Genomic DNA, 22,157 nt, shown 5'->3' with positions numbered 1-22,157 from the left:
ATATTATTGACAATATTATTAATATGCAACTACGTTGGATAGTGCAAGCACGCCTTGCGCAACCATGTGCATCACAACGACAAACAGCACTTGAGGAAATAACAATGCAAATCCGTAGCATTTACACAGCGTCCCTACTATCCGCCCTGATGCTTTCAGGAGCCGCTCAGGCGGAGTATTCAGCAGCCGATGAGATTAAGGTGCTTCAAGGATTTAAGGCAGGTGGAGGTAGCGATACCTTGGCTCAGTTGACCCAACCATTTTTGCGAGAATCCCTGGGCGTGGAATTTATTAATGAATACATTCCCGGCGCCACAGGCGCGATTGCCTGGACCCGCTTAACCCAACAGTCGGCAAATGATGGCAGCGTCATTAGCATCACCAATACCCCGATGCTTATGACGAACTACATCATGAATGACGCTATTAATTACTCAATCGACGAGCTTACACCCATCGCCAACGTGGTAACCGACCCAGGCGTTATCGTGGTGCCGGAAGACAGCCCCTATCAAACAGTGGAAGATTTTCTCGCTGCTGCCGAGGAACGCCCGGGCCAGATTACGGTGGCAAACTCAGGCGTCGGTGGAGATGACTTTTTCTCGACCATCATGATTGAGAAGGCAACGGGGCTGTCCTTCCAAAAAGTCCCTTTCCAGGGCGATGGGCCCTCCGCAACAGCAGCCTTGGGAAGCAAGGTCGACGCCAGTTTCAATAACCTTGGTAATGTCTATGGCCACATCCAGTCGGGCAGCCTGCGCCCTCTCGCCGTCTTCACCAAAGAGCGTCTGGATATCCTGCCTGATGTGCCCACCATGATTGAGAAAGATATTGATGTCGTGGCTGGCTCTTCACGCGGTTACAGCGCACCAGCAGGCATTCCAGATGAAGCACGCGATGAGCTTATTGCTGCCTTTGAAGCCCTAAAAGATAACGAGGAGTTCCAGCAGACGGCTCAGGAACGTGCCATGAATCTCGACATCCAGACCGGTGACGACTACGGCCAGATGATGCAGGACATGGAAGGCCAATTCGAAGAGATCTGGGCTGATGTCAAAGATGAGGTCAACCAGTAAGTCGCTGCACCGGCAGAGGGAAATGGCGAATCGACAAAGGGGTATGAAATGAACATAAGTCGTCTGGTCTTGGGGTTTTTTGCCATAGGCATTGCAGCGACCTTTTATATCACTGCGATGGGCTATCCCGCTAAGGCGGCGAACATGCCCCTTATTTATTCGGTTGTTGTGGCCTTATTAGGAGCTGCAATGGTGGGTCAGGAGGTATTTAGTATCCGGCGGCGTCGCCAGATGTCGGCTGATGGAGCAGCAACCTCTACTCATAATGCCCTTTCGGAGGAGGCAACCGTGAACGGTCAGGCTAGGCGCCGCAAGCCATGGAAGGCCATGCTGACCTTCCTGCTGGCCGCGGCCTACCTTTATAGCATTTCGATATTGGGGTACCTGATCGCCACTGTTGGCTTCATGGTCGTGGCATTGGCGATGATCGGGCATGTTTCATGGCGCTTCGCCGCCATAGGCATCGTGCTGCTGATCACGGTGGTATGTGCGGTTTTCATTGGCTTTCTGGGCCTACCTGTCCCCCTACTGCCGCCCCAATTTTCCTCATAACGACAATTAGAGCACTTCTTGTCCCCGGTTCGTATTGCTTAGCAAGCAATAATAACGTGCTGGGGGTGGGTGCCTGACGCAGGCTTCTGGAGTCTAGTCATATGGATAATCTTGTTTTGGTGGGCCTGACCAACGTCATGTCGTTCACCAACATTGCCCTGATCCTGGGCGGCACCCTTCTGGGGCTGTTCGTAGGTGCCATGCCAGGGCTCTCAGCGACCATGGCGCTGGCGCTGCTATTACCCCTCACCTTTGGCATGGACCCCGCGTCGGGTCTTAGCATGTTGGCCTCACTCTATGTGGGGGCCTCCTACGGTGGCTCAATCGCCGCTATTTTGTTGAAGACGCCCGGCACCCCTTCGGCCGCGGCGACAGTACTCGATGGATTCCCGCTATCGCAAAAGGGCCAGGCCGGGAGAGCGTTAGGTGTGTCGCTCTTCGCTTCTTTTATCGGTGGCCTTTTGAGTGGCATCGCATTGCTCACTGCGGCGCCGTTACTTGGTGTATTGGTGCTCAAGTTTGGCCCTATCGAGCTGTTTGCGATCGCCGTATTGGGCATCACCATCATTGGATCGTTATCACAAGGTTCGGTAATCAGTGGTCTGCTCTCGGGCACCTTGGGTCTACTGTTGAGCACGGTAGGCATGGATCTGATCACCGGCACGCCACGGATGACTTTCGATGTCATTAACTTGTTCTCGGGTATCGAGTTTACCGTAGCGCTGATCGGTTTGTTCTCGATCCCACAGGCGTTGATATTGATCGAGAATGCCCATGGTGCCCAGAAGGTGGCAAGCAAAATCACCGATAGGTTGATTCCGCCTCTCGCTGAGATTCGCCGCTTGTTACCCAATATCTTCCGTTCCAGTGGCATCGGCATCATCACCGGCCTAATTCCGGGTACTGGTGGCGATACTGCCAGTTGGTTCGCTTACAACGAAGCCAAACGCTTTGCCAAAGATAAGAGCCGCTTTGGCAAGGGAGACATCGCTGGGGTGGCGGCACCTGAAGCGGCTAACAATGCGGTAGTGGGCGGTGCTTTGATACCCACTATTGCCTTGGGTATTCCTGGCAGCTCCTCTACCGCCATTCTGCTCGGTGCGCTAATGGTCCAGGGTATTCTACCAGGGCCTAACCTGCTCACGGACTATGGAGATGTCACTTATACCCTTATCTGGGCGGTGATTTTTGCCAACATTGGACTACTGCTAGTGGGGCTGCTGTTTACTCGACTCTGCGTAAGTGTGACACGTGTACCAGACAGCTTTGTGGCTTGCTCGATCATTACGCTGTGCGTGATTGGCGCCTTTGCTATCAACAACAGCTTGTTTGAGGTTGGGCTGATGTTGGGCTTTGGTCTGTTTGGCTATTGGATGAATAAAGCAGGTGTGTCACCAGCACCGATGGTAATCGGTTTGATTCTCGGCCCAGTCATGGAGACCAGTTACCAGCAATCGATGCTAATCGGGCAAGGCAACTTGAGCATCTTTTTGACCAGCCCTATCGCTGTCGTGCTTCTCTGCATTGCCGCCCTCTCAGTACTCCAAGCGACACCCTTCTTCCGCTGGGTGCGGGCTGCAATGCGCCCACGTACTCAGACCGAATAACCCCCACACTTAATTCGAGGCTTTATCATGACAACTATAACCGAAGTGCGTGCTCGAACGGTCAATGTACCGCTAGACAACCCCACCAGCTTTTCCAATCGACAGGTACTTAAGCGAGATTATGTGCTAGTGGAAGTGGTGGGTGATGATGGCCATATAGGCATTGGGTTTTGCTATGGCGGGAATAATGCTGGCTCACTAGTGGCAAATGCGGTACGGGAACTGCTGAAGCCGGTGCTGTTGGGAGCGGACGCTCATGCGACCGAAGCACTGTGGCAAGCAATGTATCAGGAATCGCTTCTTCATGGCCGCAGCGGTTCGGTGATGCGTGCCATCAGTATTTTGGATACCGCGCTGTGGGACCGTAACGCTCGGGCAGCGAAACTCCCGCTCTATAAATTTCTGGGCGCCAGCGATACTCACAGCGTGCCGGCTTATGCCAGTGGGGGCTACTACCTAGACGGCAAAACGCCCGCGATGCTTGGTGAAGAAATGGCCGGCTATGTAGCAAAGGGCTTCACCGCAGTGAAGATGAAAGTGGGCCGAGAAGATTTGGCTGGAGAGGAGGCACGTCTGGCGGCAGTTCGCGAGGCGGTGGGCCCCAATGTGCAAGTGATGATGGACGCCAACAATGCCTGGCGGGATCTGCCGTCAGCTCTGGCCTTTATGCGTATGGCTGAGCCTTATAATCCGTTCTGGATTGAGGAGCCCTTTAGTCCAGATGACATCGACAATCATCGCCGCTTGGCGGAGCGCACGCCGGTTCCGGTTGCTACCGGTGAAATTGAAGCAGGTCGCTGGCGCTTTAAGGAGCTGTTAGAGAAGGAAGCCGCCATGATTTTGCAGACCGATGCGGCGGTTTGTGGAGGTATCACAGAGTTTCGGCGTATCGCCGCAACGGCTGCCAGCTATGGGGTGGATATTTATCCGCACTGGTTCCACGACCTGCATGTCCATCTGGTGGCATCGGCGCCCAACGTAAAAATGGTTGAGTTCTTTGCCGACGATCAGGTGCTGAACTTCAGGCGTCTTGTGGATACGCAGTTAGAGTTTGCCGACGGACATCTGCTGCTGCCCACCGCTCCTGGCCTTGGCTTCGGATTTGATCAGGCTGCGCTTGAGCGCTACGCCATCGAGCCTTGGCAGTAATTGAATAATAAACAATAAGGAGAAGGTCATGTCACAATTGAGTGGAGACGTCTGGTCACCCGTCATTACCCCCTTTGGCGCCGACTTGGCGCCGGATACCCAACGTTTTGTAGCGCATTGCCAGTGGCTGGCTTCAAATGGCGTTGGCTTGGCCGTGTTCGGCACCAATTCCGAGGCCAATTCAATGACAGTGGCTGAAAAGCAGACGCTGTTAAAAGCGCTGGTGGATGGCGGTGTCGATCCCTCCAGGATTATGCCCGGCACCGGGAGCTGTACAATTGATGATTGCGTAGCGCTGACACGCGAGGCGGTGGACGCTGGCTGTGCCGGTGTGCTGATGCTACCGCCCTTCTATTATAAGGGCGTTAGCGACGAAGGCTTGTTTCGCTACTACAGCGAGGTGATCAACCGTGTCGCAAATTCGCGTCTGAGGATTTACCTCTACCATATCCCTCCTGTGACTCAAGTGCCGCTCTCGTTTGAACTGATCGAACGTTTGCGCGAAGCCTTCCCGGGCATTATTGCTGGCATCAAGGACAGCGGCGGGGACTGGGCCCATACCCAAGCGTTAACAGAGCGCTTTGCCGGACAAGATTTTGCCGTGTATGCGGGCAGCGAGCGGTTCTTGCTTGATACCCTGCGGGCAGGCGGCGCTGGCTGCATTAGTGCCACAGCCAATGTCAATCCGGCGGCCATCGTTGAGTTGGCCCGGCATTGGCAGGCGGACGATGCCGACGAGCGTCAACAGCGCCTTAACGTTGTGCGTGACCTGTTTGAACAGTACCCACTGATCCCCGCCATGAAGGCAGCAACAGCTTATTTTTCAGGAAAAGACGCTTGGCGGCGTGTGCGACCGCCCTTAGTGGAGCTGGAGGAGCAGCGTGCGTCTGAACTCGTGTCTTCGCTTAAAGCGACAGGATTCCAAATGGAAGGCGTAGATGAGGCGAGCCATGGCTGAGCAAACGAAATCGTGGCGTATTGTCGCCGTACGACGGCTCAGTGAGGCTCAGCTTGAGGCGCTTTCCGAGGTTGCCCAGGTCGACTATTTCGAGGACGTGTACGAATCAAACCGCGCTGACTTTATGGCAGCGCTTTCCAAGGCTCATGGCCTAATTGGCGGCAAGCTGGAGCTCAACGAGGCAATGTTGGCCGAGGCACCAGCGCTACAAGTGGTTTCCACCATTTCAGTGGGTTATGACCACCTGCCTCTTGAGGCACTTAACCGGCGCGGCATTCTGATCTGCAATACGCCCGATGTGCTGACTGAAACAACCGCCGATACGGCATTTGCGTTAATCATGGCGACCCAGCGTCGGCTAGTCGAACTAGCCAACCTGGTTCGTGAGGGTGGCTGGCGTGCACATATCGGTGCCGAGCACTTCGGAGTGGACGTACACAGCAAAACCCTCGGCATTGTGGGTGCAGGCCGTATTGGTGCGGCGATTGCCCGGCGTGGGGCGTTGGGTTTTGGCATGCCCATCCTCTACACGGCGTCTTCCTCTAAGCCTGCGCTTGAAAAGGACTTAGGAGCGCAAAAGCGTGAGCTGAATGAACTGTTAGCCGAAGCGGATATCGTGTGTATTAGCGTGCCTTACAGCAACGAGACACATCATTTAATTGACACCGATGCCCTAGCACGGATGAAACCCACGGCAGCCCTAATCAATATAGCGAGAGGTAAGGTGGTCGATGAACCAGCGCTCATCAAGGCACTCCGCTCCGGCGAAATTCGTGCAGCTGGGCTTGATGTTTTCGTAGAGGAACCGCTTCCATCCGATTCGCCACTGGCTGCCATGGACAATGTAGTGACGACGCCACACATTGGCTCGGCGACACATGAAACACGTGAGGCTATGGCACAGTTGGCAGTCGATAACCTACTGGGGGCGCTAACAGGCAAAGGCCCGCTCATCGCCGTCAATATAAACGTCTGGCGACGGTCTGATGCTGACGCTAAGGAGGCATGATGCCTCATCGCTTAGAACACATCTTGAGTCTTGACGATTTCGAGCGAGCAGCTAAGCGCCACCTACCACGACCGCTGTTCGGTTACGTGGCGAGTGTGGCTGAAGACGGCAGCACTGCCCGCTCAAGCCATGAAGCCTTCGATCAATACGCATTTCTTCCGCGCGCATTAGTGAATGTCTCTGGCGTGTCGACTGAAACCGAGCTCCTTGGCCGCCGCTATGCCTACCCTTTTGGTATAGCACCCATGGGTATTAGCGCCCTAACTGCCTATCGGGGAGACCAGGTACTGGCGCAAGCAGCATCAGACAGCGGCATCCCCATGATTGTCAGTGGTACATCGTTGATCCCCATGGAAGAGCTTTCGGGGACAAATGGCTCGGATTGGTTCCAGGCTTACCTTCCCGGAACCCCGGAGGAAATCGACGCCTTGCTGGCACGTGTTGAGCAGGCCGGATTTACCAATCTGGTGGTCACCGTGGACTACGCTGTACCACCGAATCCTGAGAATCATCGTCGTGCGGGCTTCTCTTCGCCATTACGCCCAAGTCTACGGCTAGCTTGGGATGGCTTGGTGCGGCCGCGATGGCTATTCGGCACTTTTCTGAAGACATTGTGGCATCACGGTGTTCCGCATTTCGAAAATAATGCGGCGACACGTGGTGTGCCGGTACTGGCAAAGAACGTCAATCGTGATTTTTCTGGCCGCCGGCATCTTGATTGGTCGACGCTCGATCAGGTTCGGACACGGTGGAAAGGTAATCTAGTGGTAAAAGGTATTCTGCACCCAGACGATGCACGGCGTGCTGTTAGCGCGGGTGCCGATGGTTTAATAGTTTCCAATCATGGAGGCCGACAGCTCGATGGCACTGTAGCCCCACTCACTATGTTGCCTGAAGTGCTGGAGGCGGTCGCTGGAGCAGTGCCGGTGATGATCGACGGCAGCTTTCGACGCGGTAGCCAAGTACTCAAAGCACTTTCGTTAGGTGCAAGCTTTGTGTTTATTGGTCGTCCCTTTAACTATGCGGCCAGTGTCGCTGGTGAAGCCGGTGTGAAAAAGGCTGCCATGCTTCTAGGTAGCGAAATAGAGCGCAACATGGCGCTGCTTGGTATAACAGATGTGGAGAAATTGACCCCCGATTTGTTACGGCGGCTAAATCACTGATTGTTAGAATCAGTTTTCTGAAAAGAGATTGTGGTTTAGGAACCTACAAATCTCTTTTCAGGCTAGAACTGTCGGTTAGGGCCTGTTGACCTTTCACATGGGTAGCCGTAAAAAACCGCAGGCCAAGGCCACCATGCTTTCGTAGTTTCGTTTGAGTTTGTCATACCGCATCGCTATCGCGCGATACGGCTTCAATCGGGCAAACGCGTTCTCGACGAGATGCCGATAGCGAGATAACCCTTTGTCTAAACTGTTATTCTTTTTTTTGAATTGCGCTTTCGTGTAATCACGGGGCGCATGCCCTTTGCTTCGACCTGCTCACGGATACGCTCACTGTCATAGCCCTTGTCAGCTATCAGCGCCTCTTCTGTCGGCAGGTTGTCTATCAACGCCTGAGCCTGTGTGCTGTCTTGTACTTCCCTCCCGTTATCCTGAAGGCGTTGGGGAGTCCGTGGAATCAGTGCTGAGTCTCGGCACGTAGTTTTTCCACTTCTTCAATCGGCAGCTCTTCAATCTCTGCGATCAGCTGATCGTTAATTTCGGTCAGCGCTATCAGCTTGCGGGCTGCGTTACGTTTGCTTTCAAATGCTCTCTTCTCAGCTTCCTGCAAAACCTTCTGGCGCTCTTTATGAGCCCAGTTCTCTAGGTTCTCTGCCAACATACCTTTATCCTTTACCAAACTATTGAGCTGATCTAAGTTTACGTCAGCTCCGAGCCGCTGTAGATGGCGCTTTAACCAGCGGGTAATGATCTTGTCGATACGCTCTTTGTTCGGATCGGCCTGAATAATCGCCACAATCCGATCGACCGCCTGCTGTAACCCTTGTCGGTCAGTAGAGGCTTTCTCGATACTAAACACTCCGCTCAACGGCGTCTGGCGCAAGCCCAATTCGTCATTAGGATAGCGCGCTTCATCGACTAGGTAATAGCGTAGGTGGGGCTGGTAGACCTGCAGAAAGCCCGGCGGTTCCGGTGTAACCATCTCGTAGATATCCAGCGGTGCCGTCCAAGGTTTCGAGCCGTTGTGGAGGACGACCGGAAACACTGGCGGCAGGCCTTGGCCGGGGGTGATAACTTTATTTTTGAGCAATTCGCTGTAGATTCAAAACGATCGTTCACCCCCCGATGAAAAAGGCGGGCTCAGCGCAGTGGAAAAAATTGCGGCCGATTAGTTCTATCTCTGGGGCTTATCCCGGTGCGTAGTTTCAATCTGTCGGCCACCGACCCCGCGCAACCTGACGGGAGGGAAACACTGTACTTCTGTGTGCGGCGACCTGTTAGGTATTAACTTTCAATCCCCTACTAGCTATTAATATATTCCGAGTAAGCATCAGCCAGTTTGGCTAGGTTCGTCTGAATATAAGAGAGATGAATTTGCATGGCATCTAGCGCCTGTGCCGGTTCGCGAGACTCAATGGCACTTATCAAGGCAGCATGCTCACTGATAATGGATGGAATACGCTGCTCTTCAAGAAATAGCATCCGTACACGGTTGATATGTAGACGTACAGGATAAATAACGTCCCATACTGCACTATAACCGGCTGCTTCCGCTATTTTAGCGTGTAGTTCTTCGTCAAGGCGCTCGATGTCAAGGTAGGTCTTTCTACGACAGGCAGCTTCCTGCTCATCAAGATTTATCTTCAGATCAATGATCTGCTGTTCAGTACATTGCCTAGCTGCATCCTGGACTAGGGCACACTCAAGTGTGGAACGCGCGTAATGCGCCGCCATCACAGTATCCTTCTTAATTGGCGTGACGTAAGTACCCCGCTGTGCAAGGATATCCACGAAGCCATCATACTGGAGCCGGATCATCGCTTCCCGTATCGGCGTCCGGCTAAGACTGAATTCATCAGCAAGCTCTTTTTCCGAAATCTTTTCTCCCGGCTTCAGAGACAGGTTAATTATCCTGTCACGTATAGTGGCGTATGCGAAGCTGCTCGTAGAGACTGCTTGATTGCTCTTCATTATATTCATACTCAATATTCCAGCAGGGCCATAAATTCACCGATATCAGCTTCGCTTAAGTGACTATAGCAAGCCACTCAAGTACGAAACGAAGGCTATCATCAATATCTCACTAGTTAGTTAACCGGCGTTATTAATGGTAACCCCTTGAAATGGCAGCGCAAATTTTCAACCACCAAATCACGCATGGAAAAACGGGTCTCCCAAGTTCCACTTCCGGCGTGTGGCTGCAGAACGACGTTTTGCATGTGTTTTAGCGGTTCGGGCACATGTGGCTCGTTGCGAAAGACATCAAGACCTGCCGCCCCCAAGGCTCCGGTCTCGAGAAGCTCGATAAGACTATCTTCGTCAATCACACTGCCTCGTGAGACATTGATCAGACAGCCAGTATTGCCTAGAGCAAGCATGACCTCACGGTTTATGATCTTGTCAGTGTTAGCACCGCCCGGCAACGTCACGATTAGAATGTCACTCTCCTCAGCAAGTCGAACCAAGTCACTATAAAAGCGATATGGCAACTCAGGTTTTTCAGTGCTTGCATAATATTGCAAGATACACTGAAACGCCTGCAGCCTGCGAGCGATAGCCTTGCCAATGCGCCCCAGGCCGACCAGGCCAACACGCTTGCCATTGACCTGAGCTGAGAGCGCCATAGGGCCTTGCCTTTCCCAGGAGCCGTCACAAACGTATCTGTGCGCAGCAACGATATTACGCCTTACCGCAAGCGTTAGCCCCACTGCTAGATCGGCGACATCTTCAGTCAATACATCCGGCGTGTTAGTTACGGCAATATCACGCCGGGAGGCCTCGCCGACATCGACACCGTCATACCCCACCCCAAAGCAGCTTATGACTTCCAGCGCAAGCAGCCGCGACATAAGTTCGGCGCTTACTTGCTGTTCTCCTGTATTCACCACGGCACGGAAATTGCCTTCACAAGCTTCAAGACACGCCTCAAGAGAGCCATGCAGCCAGTAGGCGATAGGATTCGCGAATTCGCTTATTGCCTCAAGAATATCGGGGGACTTGGGGCCAAAAACAAGAACATTCGGAATGTTTTGAGTATCCATAACTAGTTCCATGCTGATGGAAAGTGGGCAAACATCAACGAGACGATGACACCATTAGAGATGCAGAATCGAGTTCCGAGAGGTCGTTACAGCCTAGGAGGCCGAGTATTCGATCCATCTCCTCACGGATGATGTTCAATGCATGCTCAGCGCCCTCCTGGCCACCTGCCCCTAAGCCATAGAGTGTGGTTCTGCCGAGTAACACAGCGTCGGCTCCCAATAGCCGGGCCTTCAGGACATCGCTGCCACGTCGGAAGCCACTGTCGACGAGTATGGCGAGCTGATTCCCGACTTCTGCTCTGATATCGGCAATTAGCTCCATCGGGGAAACGGAGTAATCCAACTGACGCCCGCCATGGTTCGAGAGTACGATCCCGTCGACACCGACTTCTACTGCGGTGGCTGCTTCTTCGACAGACAGAATACCTTTTATGACAAGCCGGCCCTTCCACTCGTCCCGGAGCCAACGGATGTCATCCCAGTTAAGCGAAGGATCGAGCTGTTGGCCTAACACAGCGGCTGCGCCCTTTACCGACGTCTCGCCAGGAGGCAGCAGGTCGCCAAGATTCTTGAATTGAGGTATGCCATCGGGAATTAGTACATCATTGAGCCAGCGCGGCTTGGTTAACACGTGCAACTTGTTTCTCATAGTTAGCACTAAAGGTCGTGAATAGTTTCTTCTGTCCCACTCACGGTTACCAAATATAGCACTGTCGGTAGTAACAACGATCGTATCGTAATTGGCCTCCTTGCAGCGCTCGACTAACTTCTTAACGTAATCACGATTGCGATAGAAATAAATCTGCATCCAATGCCATAGGCCATCTATCTTAGAGATGTCTTCCAAGGAGGTGGTCGAGGCATTGCTGAGGGTAAAAGGAATACCGTAGTGTGTCGCTGCCCTAGCTAACTTCGTATCACCATCCTTAGTCACCATGCCATTGAAGCCGGTAGGCCCGATCAGCACTGGCATAGAAATTTTTTTACCAAAAATTGACGTCTCAAGGCTGCGCTGTTTGCTAACCTTCGTTAGCGTTCTGGGAGTAAAGTAATACTTGTCGAAGATCGCACGATTACGCTCAAGAGTCACTTCATCGTCTGAGCCGCCATGAATATACTCATAGACAAAATTAGGTAGACGACGCTTGGCAATCGCACGTAGCTCCTCGACATTGACAGCCTTGCGGTAATTCAATCCTGAGTAAGCACACCTATCCATTTTATACCTGCTATATATTGGTTAATTCTGATCAGTTGATTAGTGCTTACCTACTTTGACAACCATTCCATGGGAACAGTAACTATCTGCGGGAAAAGTATGAAACTGATCAATACCGCAAAATACATTGCCAACATCGGCCATATACCTTTCGTTATATCTAACAAACTTATTTTACTTATACTGCAGCCCACATAGAGCACAGTTCCGACTGGCGGAGTAATTAATCCGATAGACAGGTTGATAACCATGAGGACACCGAAATAGACCGGATCGATGCCCAAACTTTCAACTACAGGAATCAGCACCGGCGCAAAAATTAGAACTGCGGGAGTCATATCCATTACGCAACCGACAAGTAGCAGGAAGGCCATGATAATCAGCAACATGACGGTCGGGTTTTCGGTCATACCTCCAAGTACTGTTGCCAGTTCCGCAGGTACACGGGCCACCGTAATTGCATACGCAGTAACAATTGCAGCAGAGGCGATCAACATCACAATTGCAGTTGTTTTCGCCGTCCCGACCAGTACATCATAAAGTTGACTGACCTTGATCTCTCGGTAGACGAAGCTGATAAGCAGCGCATATACGGCGGCGATCACGCCAGCCTCGGTCGGCGTGAATACGCCGCCGCGCAACCCTATGATAATAATGCCCGGTAGCAATAGCGCCCAGAAAGCACGCAAGAAATAGTGCAGGCGCTCGCGTCCAGTTGCCTTCTCAACACGGCCGGCTGATGTCTTTCTTGATAACAGATACCAAACCAGCATCATGCCCATGGCCATAATGAGCCCAGGGACGATGCCCGCCATGAATAGTTGAGTAATAGATACACCACCCACTACGCCGTACAGAATCATGGGGATACTGGGGGGAATGACTGTACCAATGATGCCTACCGACGCCACTAAGCCCGTAGTACTATTTTTATTGTAACCTTGGGCAACCATCATAGGGATCAGAATAGCGCCCAGTGCAGCGGTATCGGCAACGGCCGAGCCGGACAGACCAGCAAACACAACACCGGCAATGATTGCTACATAACCTAGGCCACCGCGGAAATGCCCCACTAAGGAGGAGGCAAAATCGACAATTCGCTTCGAGACACCTCCCGCGTTCATGATTTCCCCGGTAAGGATAAAGAACGGTATCGCCATAAGGGAAAAGCTGTTGGCACCGGTAATAAGATACTCTGCCAATGTGCTCGTGTTGAAAATACCTACGAGAAACAACATGACCGATGCAGCAATCATCATAGCGAAGGCAACAGGCATCCCGATCAGCAGCAACGAGAACAGTACCAGCAAAAACTGCCAGATCATGACTCTTCCTCCATAGCTTTTTCCGTCTCTTTATGGTCGCTGGGCAAATTTGCCCATGGCGGCGCACTCTTGTTGAATAAAACAAAACGTACCGTATGGATCACAAAGATGATCGACATGAGTACGACAGAAACTGCGCCAGCGTAGTAATAGGTATTCACTGGAATATCAGATGTCGGGCTACCTATCCCTGCGTTCAATTCGATGAGCCCGAGCAAGCCATCAAGCGCAAGAGCTAGCACACCCACAATTAATACTGTCGAGACTGTATATAAAATCTTTTGCACAGACAGGTTAAGCTTGCTGACGAGGATGTCTACGCCAAGGTGGCTCTGTTCCTTAACGGCGATCACCGAGCCCAAAAAGATGATCCACACAAATAAATATCGAGCAACCTCGCCCGACCAGGCCAGCCCGCTATTGAACATGTAGCGCAGAACTACATTCAGAAAAACGAAAATTACCATCAGGGCTAGCGATACGAAAATCGTTCCCTTGAGTAGATGCTCTAAAGCATTCAATAACTTAAAATTCATAACGACTTCTCGGGGATGGGGGGACTACTATTACGGAGCCATGCTTCAGGCATGGCTCCGCACACCGTTACTGCTCCGAGTAGTTTCTTACCTTGTTTACCAGGTCTTTAGCCCAGTCATACTCTTCATAAAAATCTTCGTAGAGAGGATCCATGGCATCGACCATGTTCTGGCGGAAATCATCGCTCGGCATATGAATAGTCAGGCCTTCCTCTTTAAGCTTGGCCTTGATGTCTTCTTCAGACTCCTGCATGAGCTGCCATTCTATTTCCATCGCTTCTTCGGCAGCTAGCTTGATGACATCCTGGTCCTCTTCGCTCAAGTTATCGAAGAACTTCTTATTCATGAGGTAAATATTGGGGCTGAACATGTGCCGGCTTTCTAGAACGTTGCTTTGAACTTCATACCAACCGGAATTGTAAAGCGTGGCATAAGGATTGTCCTGACCATCAACGACCCCCTGCTCCAGCGCCGTAAAGATTTCCGAGAAACCCAGCGTTTGCACGTTGGCGCCCAGTGCCTGGCCAACATCTACATACATTGCAAGGTTAGGCATCCTCATACGAAGCCCTTCGAAGTCCTCCATGCTAGTGATCGGACGATTGCTCGAGACCACTCGGAAGCCGTTCGCTGTCCAACCTAGCGGTTCCGTACCTAGCTTGCGGAACAGCGGCTCGATTTCGTCACCGACTACACCATTTAGCAAAGTGTTGGCCTGATCGTATGTTTCGAAAAGAAACGGCCATTCGGTAAAGCCAATCTTGGGTTCTGCCGTTTGGAGACCCATGCCAGCAACGACCATCTCAATAGAGCCGTTTCGCACGCCATTAGTGTACTGGCGCTCATCTCCCAGTTCGCTATTGGGAAATATCTGCACAGACATGTCGGAATTCTCTTCCACTGATGTCTTGAAATGTTCCCGCAATGCGACGTTTTGTGGATGATCTTCGGCAAAGTAATTTGCAACCTTAATTGTGGCTGTGCTTTGAGCCTGAGAATCCAAAGCAATCATCATTGCGGAAGCCGTGACTAGCAGGACGAATCCTTTCTTTGCCTGCACCAAATTACACTCACTCATGCTAAGACCCTTAATTTTATATTGATATTATCCGATGCCTATGCCTGACAAGTTTCAACTGGCACTCAGCGCTGCAACGCTCACCGGATCGATCGGTTGAGCTTATTTCACAATGAGATATACTAGTATACTAGAATCTATTTTCATCTAGACTTTAGTCATAACCGATGAGTCTTCCGTAGGCCTTTTGGCCTTGCTTGGCTGATTCGGCATCGACGCGTCATTGAGAACCTAACCAACGGAGGTCGCATGCGATTGATTCAATGTGTATATCAAGGCCAGGTGCATGCCGCCCAGGTCGAAAGTGACAGCCAAGTTCGGCTGCTCGATGCAGATACCTACAGCCTGGCCCGCCGCGCCATCGCCGCGGGGCGCTCCTTGGCCGACATCGTCGAAGCCGCAGCGACCGAGACCCGGCTCGACTATGCCCAGTTGATCGACGAAAAAAGCCTGTTGCCCCCGCTGACCCATCCGGACCCGGCTCACTGCCTGGTCACCGGCACCGGACTCACCCACCTGGGCAGCGCGGACACGCGCTCGGCCATGCATGCCAAGACGCAAGTCAGCGAATCCGAACTGACCGACTCCATGCGCATGTTCAAGTTGGGAGTCGAGGGCGGCAAGCCCCAGGCTGGCACCCCCGGTGCCCAGCCGGAATGGTTTTACAAGGGCGACGGCGCCTGCGTGGTGGCCCCCGAGGCCGAGATCCCCGTGCCGCACTTCGCCGAGGACGCTGGCGAGGAGCCAGAGCTGGCCGGGCTCTATGTGATTGGCGATGACGGCCACCCGTGGCGGGTGGGTTACGCTATCGGCAATGAGTTTTCCGACCACGTCACCGAGCGCTTCAACTATCTGTGGCTGGCCCACTCGAAACTGCGGGCCTGCAGCTTCGGCCCCGAACTAATGGTAGGTGAACTGCCTACGCATCTGGAGGGGGTCAGCCGTATCGTGCGTGACAACGAGACGGTATGGGAGAAACCCTTCCTCACCGGTGAGGCCAACATGGCGCACAGTCTGGCCAACCTCGAGCACCATCACTTCAAATACGTCGGTTTCCGTCGGCCCGGCGACGTGCATGTGCATTTCTTCGGCACCGCCACGCTGAGCTTCGCCGATGACATTCGCACCCGCGAGGGTGACCGTTTCGAGATCAGCCTCGCCGATTTCGGCCGTCCGTTGCGCAATCCACTACGCTTTGAAGCGGACAGCGCGCCTATCGACGTGAAATCGCTTTGACAGCAAACAGCAAGGAGTTCGACATGACCCTGGAAGGCAAGTTACTCATTGGCCAGGACGCCGTCAGCGGCAGTTCCAAGCCCATCAACGCCATCAACCCGGCCACCAACGAGATCCTCGAGCCGACCTACTTGGGTGGTACCAAGGCTGAGGTCGAGCGTGCCTGTGAGCTCGCCGAGACGGCCTTCGCCACCTATCGCGAGACTTCTCTCGAGGAGCGCGCGGTATTCCTCGAGACCATCGCCAGCGAGATAGAGGACATCGGCGATGAACTGATCGAGCGCGCCATGGCCGAGTCCGGCCTGCCCAAGGCCCGCCTGGAAGGTGAGCGCGGCCGTACCTGCGGCCAGCTGCGCCTGTTCGCTTCCGTGGTGCGTGCCGGCGAATGGCTCGACGTGCGCATCGACCCGGCCATGCCGGACCGCCAGCCGATGCCGCGCGCCGACCTTCGCCAGCGCCATATCGGCCTGGGCCCGGTCGTGGTGTTCGGTGCCAGCAACTTCCCGCTGGCCTTCTCGGTGGCCGGCGGCGATACCGCCTCGGCCTTGGCCGCCGGGTGCCCGGTGATCGTCAAGGGCCATTCCGCCCACCCCGGCACCTCCGAACTGGTCGGCCGTGCGGTACAGCGTGCAGTGAAAGCGCGCGGGCTGCCTGAAGGCACCTTCTCGCTGATGTTCGGTTCGGGTAGCGAGATCGGCCAGGCGCTGGTCGCCGACCCGCGTATCCAGGCGGTGGGCTTTACCGGCTCGCGGAGCGGCGGTACCGCGCTGATGAAGACCGCTCAGTCGCGTCCGCAGCCGATCCCGGTATATGCCGAGATGAGCTCGATCAACCCGGTGTTCCTGATGCCCGAGGCGCTCAAGGCACGCGGCAAGCAGATCGCCGAAGGCTTCGTCGGCTCGCTCAACATGGGTGCAGGCCAGTTCTGCACCAATCCTGGGCTGGTGATTGCGGTCAAGGGCGCCGAGCTCGATGCCTTCGTCAAGGCCGCTGCAGAAGGCGTGAAGGGCAGCGCGCCCCAGACCATGCTCACGCCGGGCATCTACGATGCTTACCAGCAGGGTGTTGGCCAGCTGTCCAACAGCAGCAAGGTGCGTGAAGCCGCACGTGGCCAGGTGGGCGAGTCGCCCAACCAGTGCCAGGCGGGGCTGTTTGTCACCACGGCGAACGACTTCCTGAACGAGACCGAGCTGCAAGAAGAAGTGTTCGGTTCTACCTCGCTGGTCATCGAGTGTGCCGACCAGGATGAAGTAAAGCGTGTCGCGGCCCAGCTCGAAGGCCAGTTGACCATTACCCTGCAGATGGACGACGGCGATCTGCAAGCGGCCAAGGCGCTGATGCCGGTACTCGAGCGCAAGGCCGGGCGGATTCTCGCCAACGGCTGGCCAACCGGGGTCGAGGTGTGCCACGCCATGGTTCACGGCGGGCCGTACCCGGCGACTTCCGACAGCCGCACCACCTCGGTAGGCAGTGCTGCGATCTTCCGCTTCCTGCGCCCGGTGTGCTACCAGGCGTTGCCGGAAGGGCTATTGCCCGAGCCGCTCAAGGACGGCAACCCATGGCAGCTGTCGCGCTTGGTGGATGGCAAACGCGAAGCGTAAGCAACCCCGTGGAAAGCGGCCTACCTCGCAGGCTGTCAGTAGAGGGCGGCCATGGGCTGCCCCTTGTTTTATCAGAGTGCGCGAAAACCCCCGCACTCTGATAACCACCGCTAAATAAAGCCAGCCTTCGTACGTTCGGATGTAAGTGATGTCCGTCACCCAAGCAACATTTGGCGCTGTTACTTCAAACTGATGGTCTAAATGGTTGGGTAATACAACAGCTGGTTTTCCACCGCCATAGCTGCCAGGGCGTCGTTTACCTTCACCCTGACGCAAACAGGCAATCAGTTCCTTCTTGAGCGAGCCGCGCGGCAAGAGGTAAAGCGCGTTGTAGATGGCTTCGTGGGAGATGTGGCGGTCAGTGTTATTAGGAAACATACGCTTCAGTGTGCGGGCTATTTGCTCAGGTGACCAGTACTTGCGCAGCAGGTACTTGCCACCCGTTCGAACAGCTCACCATTGAGATGCAGCTTCGGGCAACGGCGGGGCCGACAGCGGGTCAGTCGGGCTCAGTATCCAGCGAGGCTGGCGTCATACCCATAGCTAGCATTCCATTTTGGCCGAGCAATAAACCCGGCCAAATGACCCATATCGACTAGATAGCTTTGAGACTACGCGACTTGAAGATTGCTTTAGGTAGGTAGAAAGACACCACCCAATTCGGTTGATCAACAATTTCACTGATTCTGAGTTGCCCGGCTACGCTACAAAGTGCATAAGCCATTGCTTCGTCCATACCAGCTTTCTTTCTCAACCGATCAATCATGAAACGGACCGCATCTTTTGCGCTCTGCATCAGATCAGCACCCACGCCCGTAGTGGCAATATATCCTTCATTATGGTTGTCGCTAGCAACAGCGGGCATGTCAAACATAGGGCCGGGAATACTGTCGCCCTTGTGTAGTCTAAGTGTCGCCTTAGCGGCCATGCGCGTCTCAACTGCAGTGCCACACACCTCGCCATCGCCCTGACATGCATGCGTATCACCAATACTTAAAAGACCGCCCGGCACTTGAACAGGTAAATAGAGTTTGGCGCCTTTCACCAAGTCACGGATATCTAGATTACCGCCACACAAACGTGGCGGAACAATGGAATGCGAACCAGGCTCAGCGGGTGCCAAACCGATGGTACCTGCGAAGGGGCGGAACGGAATGACGATATCATCATGGAAGTACACCGACTCACTATCGTACTCAGATATCTTCAACCACGGTGTTGTAAAGTCTTCCGCCAGCAACCCAAATCCGGGTATAAGCGCAGTCCACCCCCATCCACCAGGTTCAAAATCTAGTAGCTCAATCTCAATGACGTCGCCTGGCTCTGCATCTTCAATAAATAGCGGACCACAAACAGGGTTCAAGGCATCGTGGGGCAATTGCGAGATGATGTCGGCCTTGCTGTCACGCGCAATCAAGCCTCCGCTAGCATCGAGAATATCGAAATGGCGAGTATCGCCGGAACTAATCGTTTCAACGGGCGCAATGCTATGATCAAAACAATGATGAACGTCATGAATCGTCTTGAACGTCATGTTAAACCTCCAGTTTGACTTGGCGACCACGAGCTTGTGCCAAATAATAGACACCCATCCCAATTACGGCCCAGACGACACCAATAAGAATGGTATAGGCTTCAAAACCACTCCAGATGTACCCCACAACGGCCAGCGCCATCACCGGGCTTAGAATATGAAGAAAGACGTTGTAGGATTTCTTCTTAAGCACAAAATAATAAATGGTACTGACATTCAAAATAATAAACGCCGTCAGAGCACCAATGGTGACAATGGACGTCAGCAGAGCAAGGTGTTGCATAAAAGCGACCCCTGCTACGATGGACACCACGGCAACCAATAGCGTGCTGACATAGGGCGTTTTGAAGCGGGAATGCACACGAGAAAGTGAAGCGGGAAGTAGACGATCACGCCCCATGCTATAGAGGACACGCGCTGTGGCGATCTGGGCGACCAGCGAATCGGCGATGCCCCAGGCGATAGCGGTCGTTGCTGCGGTTAACACTGCCAGCCATCCTCCTCCGGCAATGCGAGCTGTTTCATAAAACGCCGTGTCAAGGTTATCAAACTGTGTCGGATCAGGCTGTATGAGTGCCGCGATCCAAGTTTGGGCAATAAACAAACCACCGATGATTAGCAGCACCAAAAAAATCGCCTTACTCACCGCTTTACCGCCCCCTTTAGCCTCTTCAGCTAGCGTAGAAATACCATCGAAGCCAAGGAAACTCAGCACTGCGATCGGGACTGCAGAAATGATAAGACCTAACGAAAAGTTATCTGCGTCATAAACGGGAGCTACTGAAAAAACGGCCCCGTTGACATTATTGCTGATGGCAATCACCCCCATCACCAGAAATACGGCTAGAACGATAAGCTCAGCGACCAACATCCAGCGATTGAACGCAGCGGTGAAGCTAATTCCACGGATATTGATATAGGTATTGAAGATCACGAAAGCAACGATCAAAACGAGCGGTGAGAGTGATGGAAAAATGTCGTGTATCGCCAGTGCGCCAACCACATACAGCAAAGCTGGAATTAGAATGTAATCCAACAGCATGATCCAGCCTGCCACGAAACCGACAAAGCTATTGGTTCCTTTGGACACATACGAGTAGACGGAACCTGCCACAGGAAATTCTTTTGCCATCTGCGAGTAACTGATAGCAGTGAACAACATGCCTACCAGACCTATTATATAGGCGGTTACGATCATGCCCCCACTGGCACTCATAACGTGCCCAAAAATACCAAAAGGAGCGATTGGAACAATGAAAATGAGACCATAGATAACAAGGTCCTTCACTTCCAACGTCCTTGAGAGCTCCTGCTTATAGCCAAGACTTTCTAGAGTGTTGTCACTCACGGTTGATCTCCTGATTTTTAAGTGCACTTGTGCCTGATTGTTGTTGAGTAATGCCTGATACAATGGGTCTTTATTGCTCTCAGCTTGCGACGGCGTATGGGCTCACAATTTGTACTTTCTTCGGCAACCAGCATTGGGCTCGACGCCGAAGCGAGCGCTATCTTCTTGGCTGCATCTCAATTGAGTGACCGCCACAAAAGGTATCTTAATAATACCTTTAAGAAGAAAACCACAATAAAAGGCATTATTCAAATACCTTTAGGGAGAAATTGGTGGAAAAGTCACCTGAACATGGCCTTCCTTACGTGAGGGAAGCTATCTCGGCCAAGCAGGAACTGGCTGACAGAATTGTGACCGCCATCGCCATTGGCGCTTACTCAGCAGGCGATAGGCTGCCACCGGAGCGTGAGCTTGCCGAACGACAAAATGTCAGTCGAGTTACCGTCAGAGGGGCGTTGGAAATCGTCAATTCACTGGGGCTGATAGAGTCACGAAGAGGCCGCGAAGGAGGCACCTTCGTCACCCGTACAAGTTTTGACGACGTGACGTTAAATACCGCACACCGGATTCTCGCGCAGGAAATTCCTCACCTGAAAGATTTCTTCGACTATCGCTGCCTTGTAGAAGGGCTAGTCGCCAAGACTGCCGCTGAGCGACATGACGAAGAGCAGGCTGGTAAGCTGTATCAGCTTCTTGAATTATTCTGTCAGACTGAGTGTGCGTCGCTTGCTCGCGAAATTGATCACAAACTTCACCAATGCATTATGGAGATGACGGGCAACAGGCACTTAACTTCACAATCTAAACAACTAACAGCACGGGCAACACTGGGATTCGGTTCAGAGCCTTACCCTGACGAATCATTGCCTAGAGCTCGTCGTGAACACATTGCCCTCGTAGAAGCCATACTGAAGCGCGATGGAGCGGCTGCTTTTCAGGAGGCGCAGCACCACTTCGCTCTCACGCTCGCCATTATGGAATATTCTTTGGATGGTAAACCTCTTTAGATAGCAAAATCGAGGCTAGTTAGTGAACCGAAAAAGCGGGCAACCCGCGCGTCATTGGTATGTCCTGGCTGGCATATTGGCTTGCCGATAACAAGCCAACGGTATTTACAGCACTATGCGCCTAAAATAAGATCGTCATATTGACGTGCAAATTACATCATTTCGACGCATCCTGTGTATCGGATATATGAAGGAGGATGGCATGGATCTCATCGAACAAGACAACAGTGGTACCCGTATGCTGGGTGATATCGGCCTCCCGCGTGATGTTTATGCCGACCAGGTGGCTTTCATTAGGGCTGTGCGAGAAGGCTTGTCTGGCCGCGTACTCCAAAGAGCGATCAATGCTCTGCGTGGTGATCGAGATGTCTTCGTTCGGCTCCTGGAGACTGACTCGGGCAACCTGCATCGCTTGTACAAGCGTAAGGCTCTGGGTCGTGCTCAAAGCGAGGAAGTGCTGGATACACTAAAGCTGTATGTCGAAACCGGACAAGTCTTCGGTGATCGCGATATCGCCCAGGAGTGGCTGCACAGCGAGGTTCGAGCGCTTAATGGGTCTCGGCCCATCGATCTATTCGATACTTTTACAGGGCGTGAAATGGTGCGGGATGTGCTGGGCAAGATCGAATTCGGAGAGTTCAGCTAATAATGTTCTGGATGCGGAAGACCGAATCATCTCACAATAAAAAAGCATAAATACCCTTAGCACTCGCCAACA

At 53.1% G+C, this 22,157-nt stretch carries 20 protein-coding genes and 2 pseudogenes; 11 read left to right on the top strand and 11 right to left on the bottom strand.

The features are described 5' to 3' along the window. Positions 1–104 precede the first annotated feature (104 nt). From ACWI0H_RS06360 to ACWI0H_RS06330, 7 genes are all read left to right on the top strand, one after another. Positions 105–1,076, top strand: coding sequence for a tripartite tricarboxylate transporter substrate binding protein (locus tag ACWI0H_RS06360; RefSeq protein ID WP_485875529.1), 972 nt, complete (start codon positions 105–107; stop codon positions 1,074–1,076). Positions 1,077–1,124: 48 nt separating this feature from the next. Continuing rightward, positions 1,125–1,628: a tripartite tricarboxylate transporter TctB family protein gene (locus tag ACWI0H_RS06355; RefSeq protein ID WP_336275045.1), complete on the top strand. Its 504-nt coding sequence runs from the start codon at positions 1,125–1,127 to the stop codon at positions 1,626–1,628. Between the two features lie 101 nt (positions 1,629–1,729). Beyond that, positions 1,730–3,235: a tripartite tricarboxylate transporter permease gene (locus tag ACWI0H_RS06350; RefSeq protein WP_485875527.1), complete on the top strand. Its 1,506-nt coding sequence runs from the start codon at positions 1,730–1,732 to the stop codon at positions 3,233–3,235. A gap of 27 nt (positions 3,236–3,262) precedes the next feature. Continuing rightward, on the top strand, positions 3,263–4,384 hold the full coding sequence (locus ACWI0H_RS06345) for a mandelate racemase/muconate lactonizing enzyme family protein (protein WP_485875525.1): 1,122 nt from the start codon (positions 3,263–3,265) through the stop codon (positions 4,382–4,384). Between the two features lie 28 nt (positions 4,385–4,412). After that, entirely contained in the window at positions 4,413–5,342 is a 930-nt protein-coding gene (locus ACWI0H_RS06340; RefSeq protein ID WP_485875523.1) for a dihydrodipicolinate synthase family protein, read from the top strand. Continuing rightward, the gene (locus tag ACWI0H_RS06335; protein ID WP_485875521.1) at positions 5,335–6,351 is read left to right on the top strand and encodes a 2-hydroxyacid dehydrogenase; all 1,017 of its coding nucleotides are present in this window, start codon (positions 5,335–5,337) and stop codon (positions 6,349–6,351) included. The genes ACWI0H_RS06340 and ACWI0H_RS06335 overlap by 8 nt, the downstream gene beginning before the upstream one ends. Continuing rightward, positions 6,348–7,514 (top strand): alpha-hydroxy acid oxidase, encoded by a 1,167-nt coding sequence (locus ACWI0H_RS06330; protein WP_485875519.1) that lies wholly within the window; start codon positions 6,348–6,350, stop codon positions 7,512–7,514. The genes ACWI0H_RS06335 and ACWI0H_RS06330 overlap by 4 nt, the downstream gene beginning before the upstream one ends. Positions 7,515–7,607: 93 nt before the next feature. Here the strand turns inward: ACWI0H_RS06330 and ACWI0H_RS06325 are convergent. The 8 genes and pseudogenes from ACWI0H_RS06325 to ACWI0H_RS06290 all read right to left on the bottom strand — a co-directional run. Then, a pseudogene (locus ACWI0H_RS06325) lies at positions 7,608–7,968 on the bottom strand (IS5 family transposase); the annotation flags it as partial. 3 nt (positions 7,969–7,971) lie between these two features. Beyond that, a complete protein-coding gene (locus ACWI0H_RS06320; RefSeq protein ID WP_336269537.1) occupies positions 7,972–8,604 on the bottom strand; it encodes an Rpn family recombination-promoting nuclease/putative transposase in 633 nt (210 codons plus the stop codon). A 212-nt stretch (positions 8,605–8,816) separates the two neighbouring features. Next, entirely contained in the window at positions 8,817–9,494 is a 678-nt protein-coding gene (locus ACWI0H_RS06315; protein ID WP_336269538.1) for a GntR family transcriptional regulator, read from the bottom strand. Between the two features lie 107 nt (positions 9,495–9,601). Beyond that, positions 9,602–10,555, bottom strand: a complete 954-nt coding sequence (locus ACWI0H_RS06310) for a 2-hydroxyacid dehydrogenase (RefSeq protein WP_485875517.1) — start codon at positions 10,553–10,555, stop codon at positions 9,602–9,604. Positions 10,556–10,589: 34 nt separating this feature from the next. Beyond that, positions 10,590–11,774 carry an alpha-hydroxy acid oxidase gene (locus ACWI0H_RS06305; protein ID WP_290696128.1) on the bottom strand — a complete coding sequence of 395 codons (1,185 nt, stop codon included), beginning with the start codon at positions 11,772–11,774 and terminating at the stop codon, positions 10,590–10,592. 50 nt (positions 11,775–11,824) lie between these two features. Beyond that, positions 11,825–13,099: a TRAP transporter large permease gene (locus ACWI0H_RS06300; protein WP_336269541.1), complete on the bottom strand. Its 1,275-nt coding sequence runs from the start codon at positions 13,097–13,099 to the stop codon at positions 11,825–11,827. Next, the gene (locus ACWI0H_RS06295) at positions 13,096–13,635 is read right to left on the bottom strand and encodes a TRAP transporter small permease (protein ID WP_193063331.1); all 540 of its coding nucleotides are present in this window, start codon (positions 13,633–13,635) and stop codon (positions 13,096–13,098) included. Before ACWI0H_RS06295 ends, ACWI0H_RS06300 begins: the two co-directional genes overlap by 4 nt. A 67-nt stretch (positions 13,636–13,702) precedes the next feature. Next, positions 13,703–14,713 (bottom strand): TRAP transporter substrate-binding protein, encoded by a 1,011-nt coding sequence (locus ACWI0H_RS06290; protein WP_485875514.1) that lies wholly within the window; start codon positions 14,711–14,713, stop codon positions 13,703–13,705. 249 nt (positions 14,714–14,962) lie between these two features. Between ACWI0H_RS06290 and araD1 the strand changes: the two genes are divergently transcribed. Both araD1 and ACWI0H_RS06280 read left to right on the top strand, forming a co-directional pair. Then, a complete protein-coding gene (gene araD1 / locus ACWI0H_RS06285) occupies positions 14,963–15,949 on the top strand; it encodes an AraD1 family protein (RefSeq protein WP_485875512.1) in 987 nt (328 codons plus the stop codon). 23 nt (positions 15,950–15,972) lie between these two features. After that, on the top strand, positions 15,973–17,550 hold the full coding sequence (locus ACWI0H_RS06280) for an aldehyde dehydrogenase (NADP(+)) (RefSeq protein ID WP_336274904.1): 1,578 nt from the start codon (positions 15,973–15,975) through the stop codon (positions 17,548–17,550). Positions 17,551–17,619: 69 nt separating this feature from the next. On the opposite strand, the pseudogene ACWI0H_RS06275 reads toward ACWI0H_RS06280, so the two are convergent. From ACWI0H_RS06275 to ACWI0H_RS06265, 3 genes and pseudogenes are all read right to left on the bottom strand, one after another. Next, positions 17,620–17,808: pseudogene (locus ACWI0H_RS06275) on the bottom strand (IS3 family transposase); the annotation flags it as partial. A 337-nt stretch (positions 17,809–18,145) separates the two neighbouring features. Next, entirely contained in the window at positions 18,146–19,084 is a 939-nt protein-coding gene (locus ACWI0H_RS06270; protein WP_336269544.1) for an acetamidase/formamidase family protein, read from the bottom strand. Position 19,085: 1 nt separating this feature from the next. Beyond that, positions 19,086–20,432: an APC family permease gene (locus tag ACWI0H_RS06265; protein ID WP_485875509.1), complete on the bottom strand. Its 1,347-nt coding sequence runs from the start codon at positions 20,430–20,432 to the stop codon at positions 19,086–19,088. 272 nt (positions 20,433–20,704) lie between these two features. Here ACWI0H_RS06265 and ACWI0H_RS06260 point away from each other — a divergent pair, with 272 nt between their 5' ends. Next, positions 20,705–21,439: a FadR/GntR family transcriptional regulator gene (locus ACWI0H_RS06260; protein ID WP_485875507.1), complete on the top strand. Its 735-nt coding sequence runs from the start codon at positions 20,705–20,707 to the stop codon at positions 21,437–21,439. Between the two features lie 202 nt (positions 21,440–21,641). Continuing rightward, the gene (locus ACWI0H_RS06255; RefSeq protein ID WP_336269547.1) at positions 21,642–22,085 is read left to right on the top strand and encodes an antitoxin Xre/MbcA/ParS toxin-binding domain-containing protein; all 444 of its coding nucleotides are present in this window, start codon (positions 21,642–21,644) and stop codon (positions 22,083–22,085) included. The last annotated feature ends 72 nt before the right edge of the window (positions 22,086–22,157 follow it).

This window comes from Halomonas sp. NYA30 (assembly GCF_976980765.1).
This window is presented reverse-complemented; position numbering and strand designations above follow the sequence as displayed.

What these genes read in the sequence shown, in the direction of transcription:
- ACWI0H_RS06360 (WP_485875529.1), top strand. Translation starts at nt 105, where the DNA reads ATGCAAATCCGTAGCATTTACACAGCGTCCCTACTATCCGCCCTGATG.
- ACWI0H_RS06355 (WP_336275045.1), top strand. Translation starts at nt 1,125, where the DNA reads ATGAACATAAGTCGTCTGGTCTTGGGGTTTTTTGCCATAGGCATTGCA.
- ACWI0H_RS06350 (WP_485875527.1), top strand. Translation starts at nt 1,730, where the DNA reads ATGGATAATCTTGTTTTGGTGGGCCTGACCAACGTCATGTCGTTCACC.
- ACWI0H_RS06345 (WP_485875525.1), top strand. Translation starts at nt 3,263, where the DNA reads ATGACAACTATAACCGAAGTGCGTGCTCGAACGGTCAATGTACCGCTA.
- ACWI0H_RS06340 (WP_485875523.1), top strand. Translation starts at nt 4,413, where the DNA reads ATGTCACAATTGAGTGGAGACGTCTGGTCACCCGTCATTACCCCCTTT.
- ACWI0H_RS06335 (WP_485875521.1), top strand. Translation starts at nt 5,335, where the DNA reads ATGGCTGAGCAAACGAAATCGTGGCGTATTGTCGCCGTACGACGGCTC.
- ACWI0H_RS06330 (WP_485875519.1), top strand. Translation starts at nt 6,348, where the DNA reads ATGATGCCTCATCGCTTAGAACACATCTTGAGTCTTGACGATTTCGAG.
- ACWI0H_RS06315 (WP_336269538.1), bottom strand. Translation starts at nt 9,494, where the DNA reads ATGAATATAATGAAGAGCAATCAAGCAGTCTCTACGAGCAGCTTCGCA.
- ACWI0H_RS06310 (WP_485875517.1), bottom strand. Translation starts at nt 10,555, where the DNA reads ATGGATACTCAAAACATTCCGAATGTTCTTGTTTTTGGCCCCAAGTCC.
- ACWI0H_RS06305 (WP_290696128.1), bottom strand. Translation starts at nt 11,774, where the DNA reads ATGGATAGGTGTGCTTACTCAGGATTGAATTACCGCAAGGCTGTCAAT.
- ACWI0H_RS06300 (WP_336269541.1), bottom strand. Translation starts at nt 13,099, where the DNA reads ATGATCTGGCAGTTTTTGCTGGTACTGTTCTCGTTGCTGCTGATCGGG.
- ACWI0H_RS06295 (WP_193063331.1), bottom strand. Translation starts at nt 13,635, where the DNA reads ATGAATTTTAAGTTATTGAATGCTTTAGAGCATCTACTCAAGGGAACG.
- ACWI0H_RS06290 (WP_485875514.1), bottom strand. Translation starts at nt 14,713, where the DNA reads ATGAGTGAGTGTAATTTGGTGCAGGCAAAGAAAGGATTCGTCCTGCTA.
- araD1 (WP_485875512.1), top strand. Translation starts at nt 14,963, where the DNA reads ATGCGATTGATTCAATGTGTATATCAAGGCCAGGTGCATGCCGCCCAG.
- ACWI0H_RS06280 (WP_336274904.1), top strand. Translation starts at nt 15,973, where the DNA reads ATGACCCTGGAAGGCAAGTTACTCATTGGCCAGGACGCCGTCAGCGGC.
- ACWI0H_RS06270 (WP_336269544.1), bottom strand. Translation starts at nt 19,084, where the DNA reads ATGACGTTCAAGACGATTCATGACGTTCATCATTGTTTTGATCATAGC.
- ACWI0H_RS06255 (WP_336269547.1), top strand. Translation starts at nt 21,642, where the DNA reads ATGGATCTCATCGAACAAGACAACAGTGGTACCCGTATGCTGGGTGAT.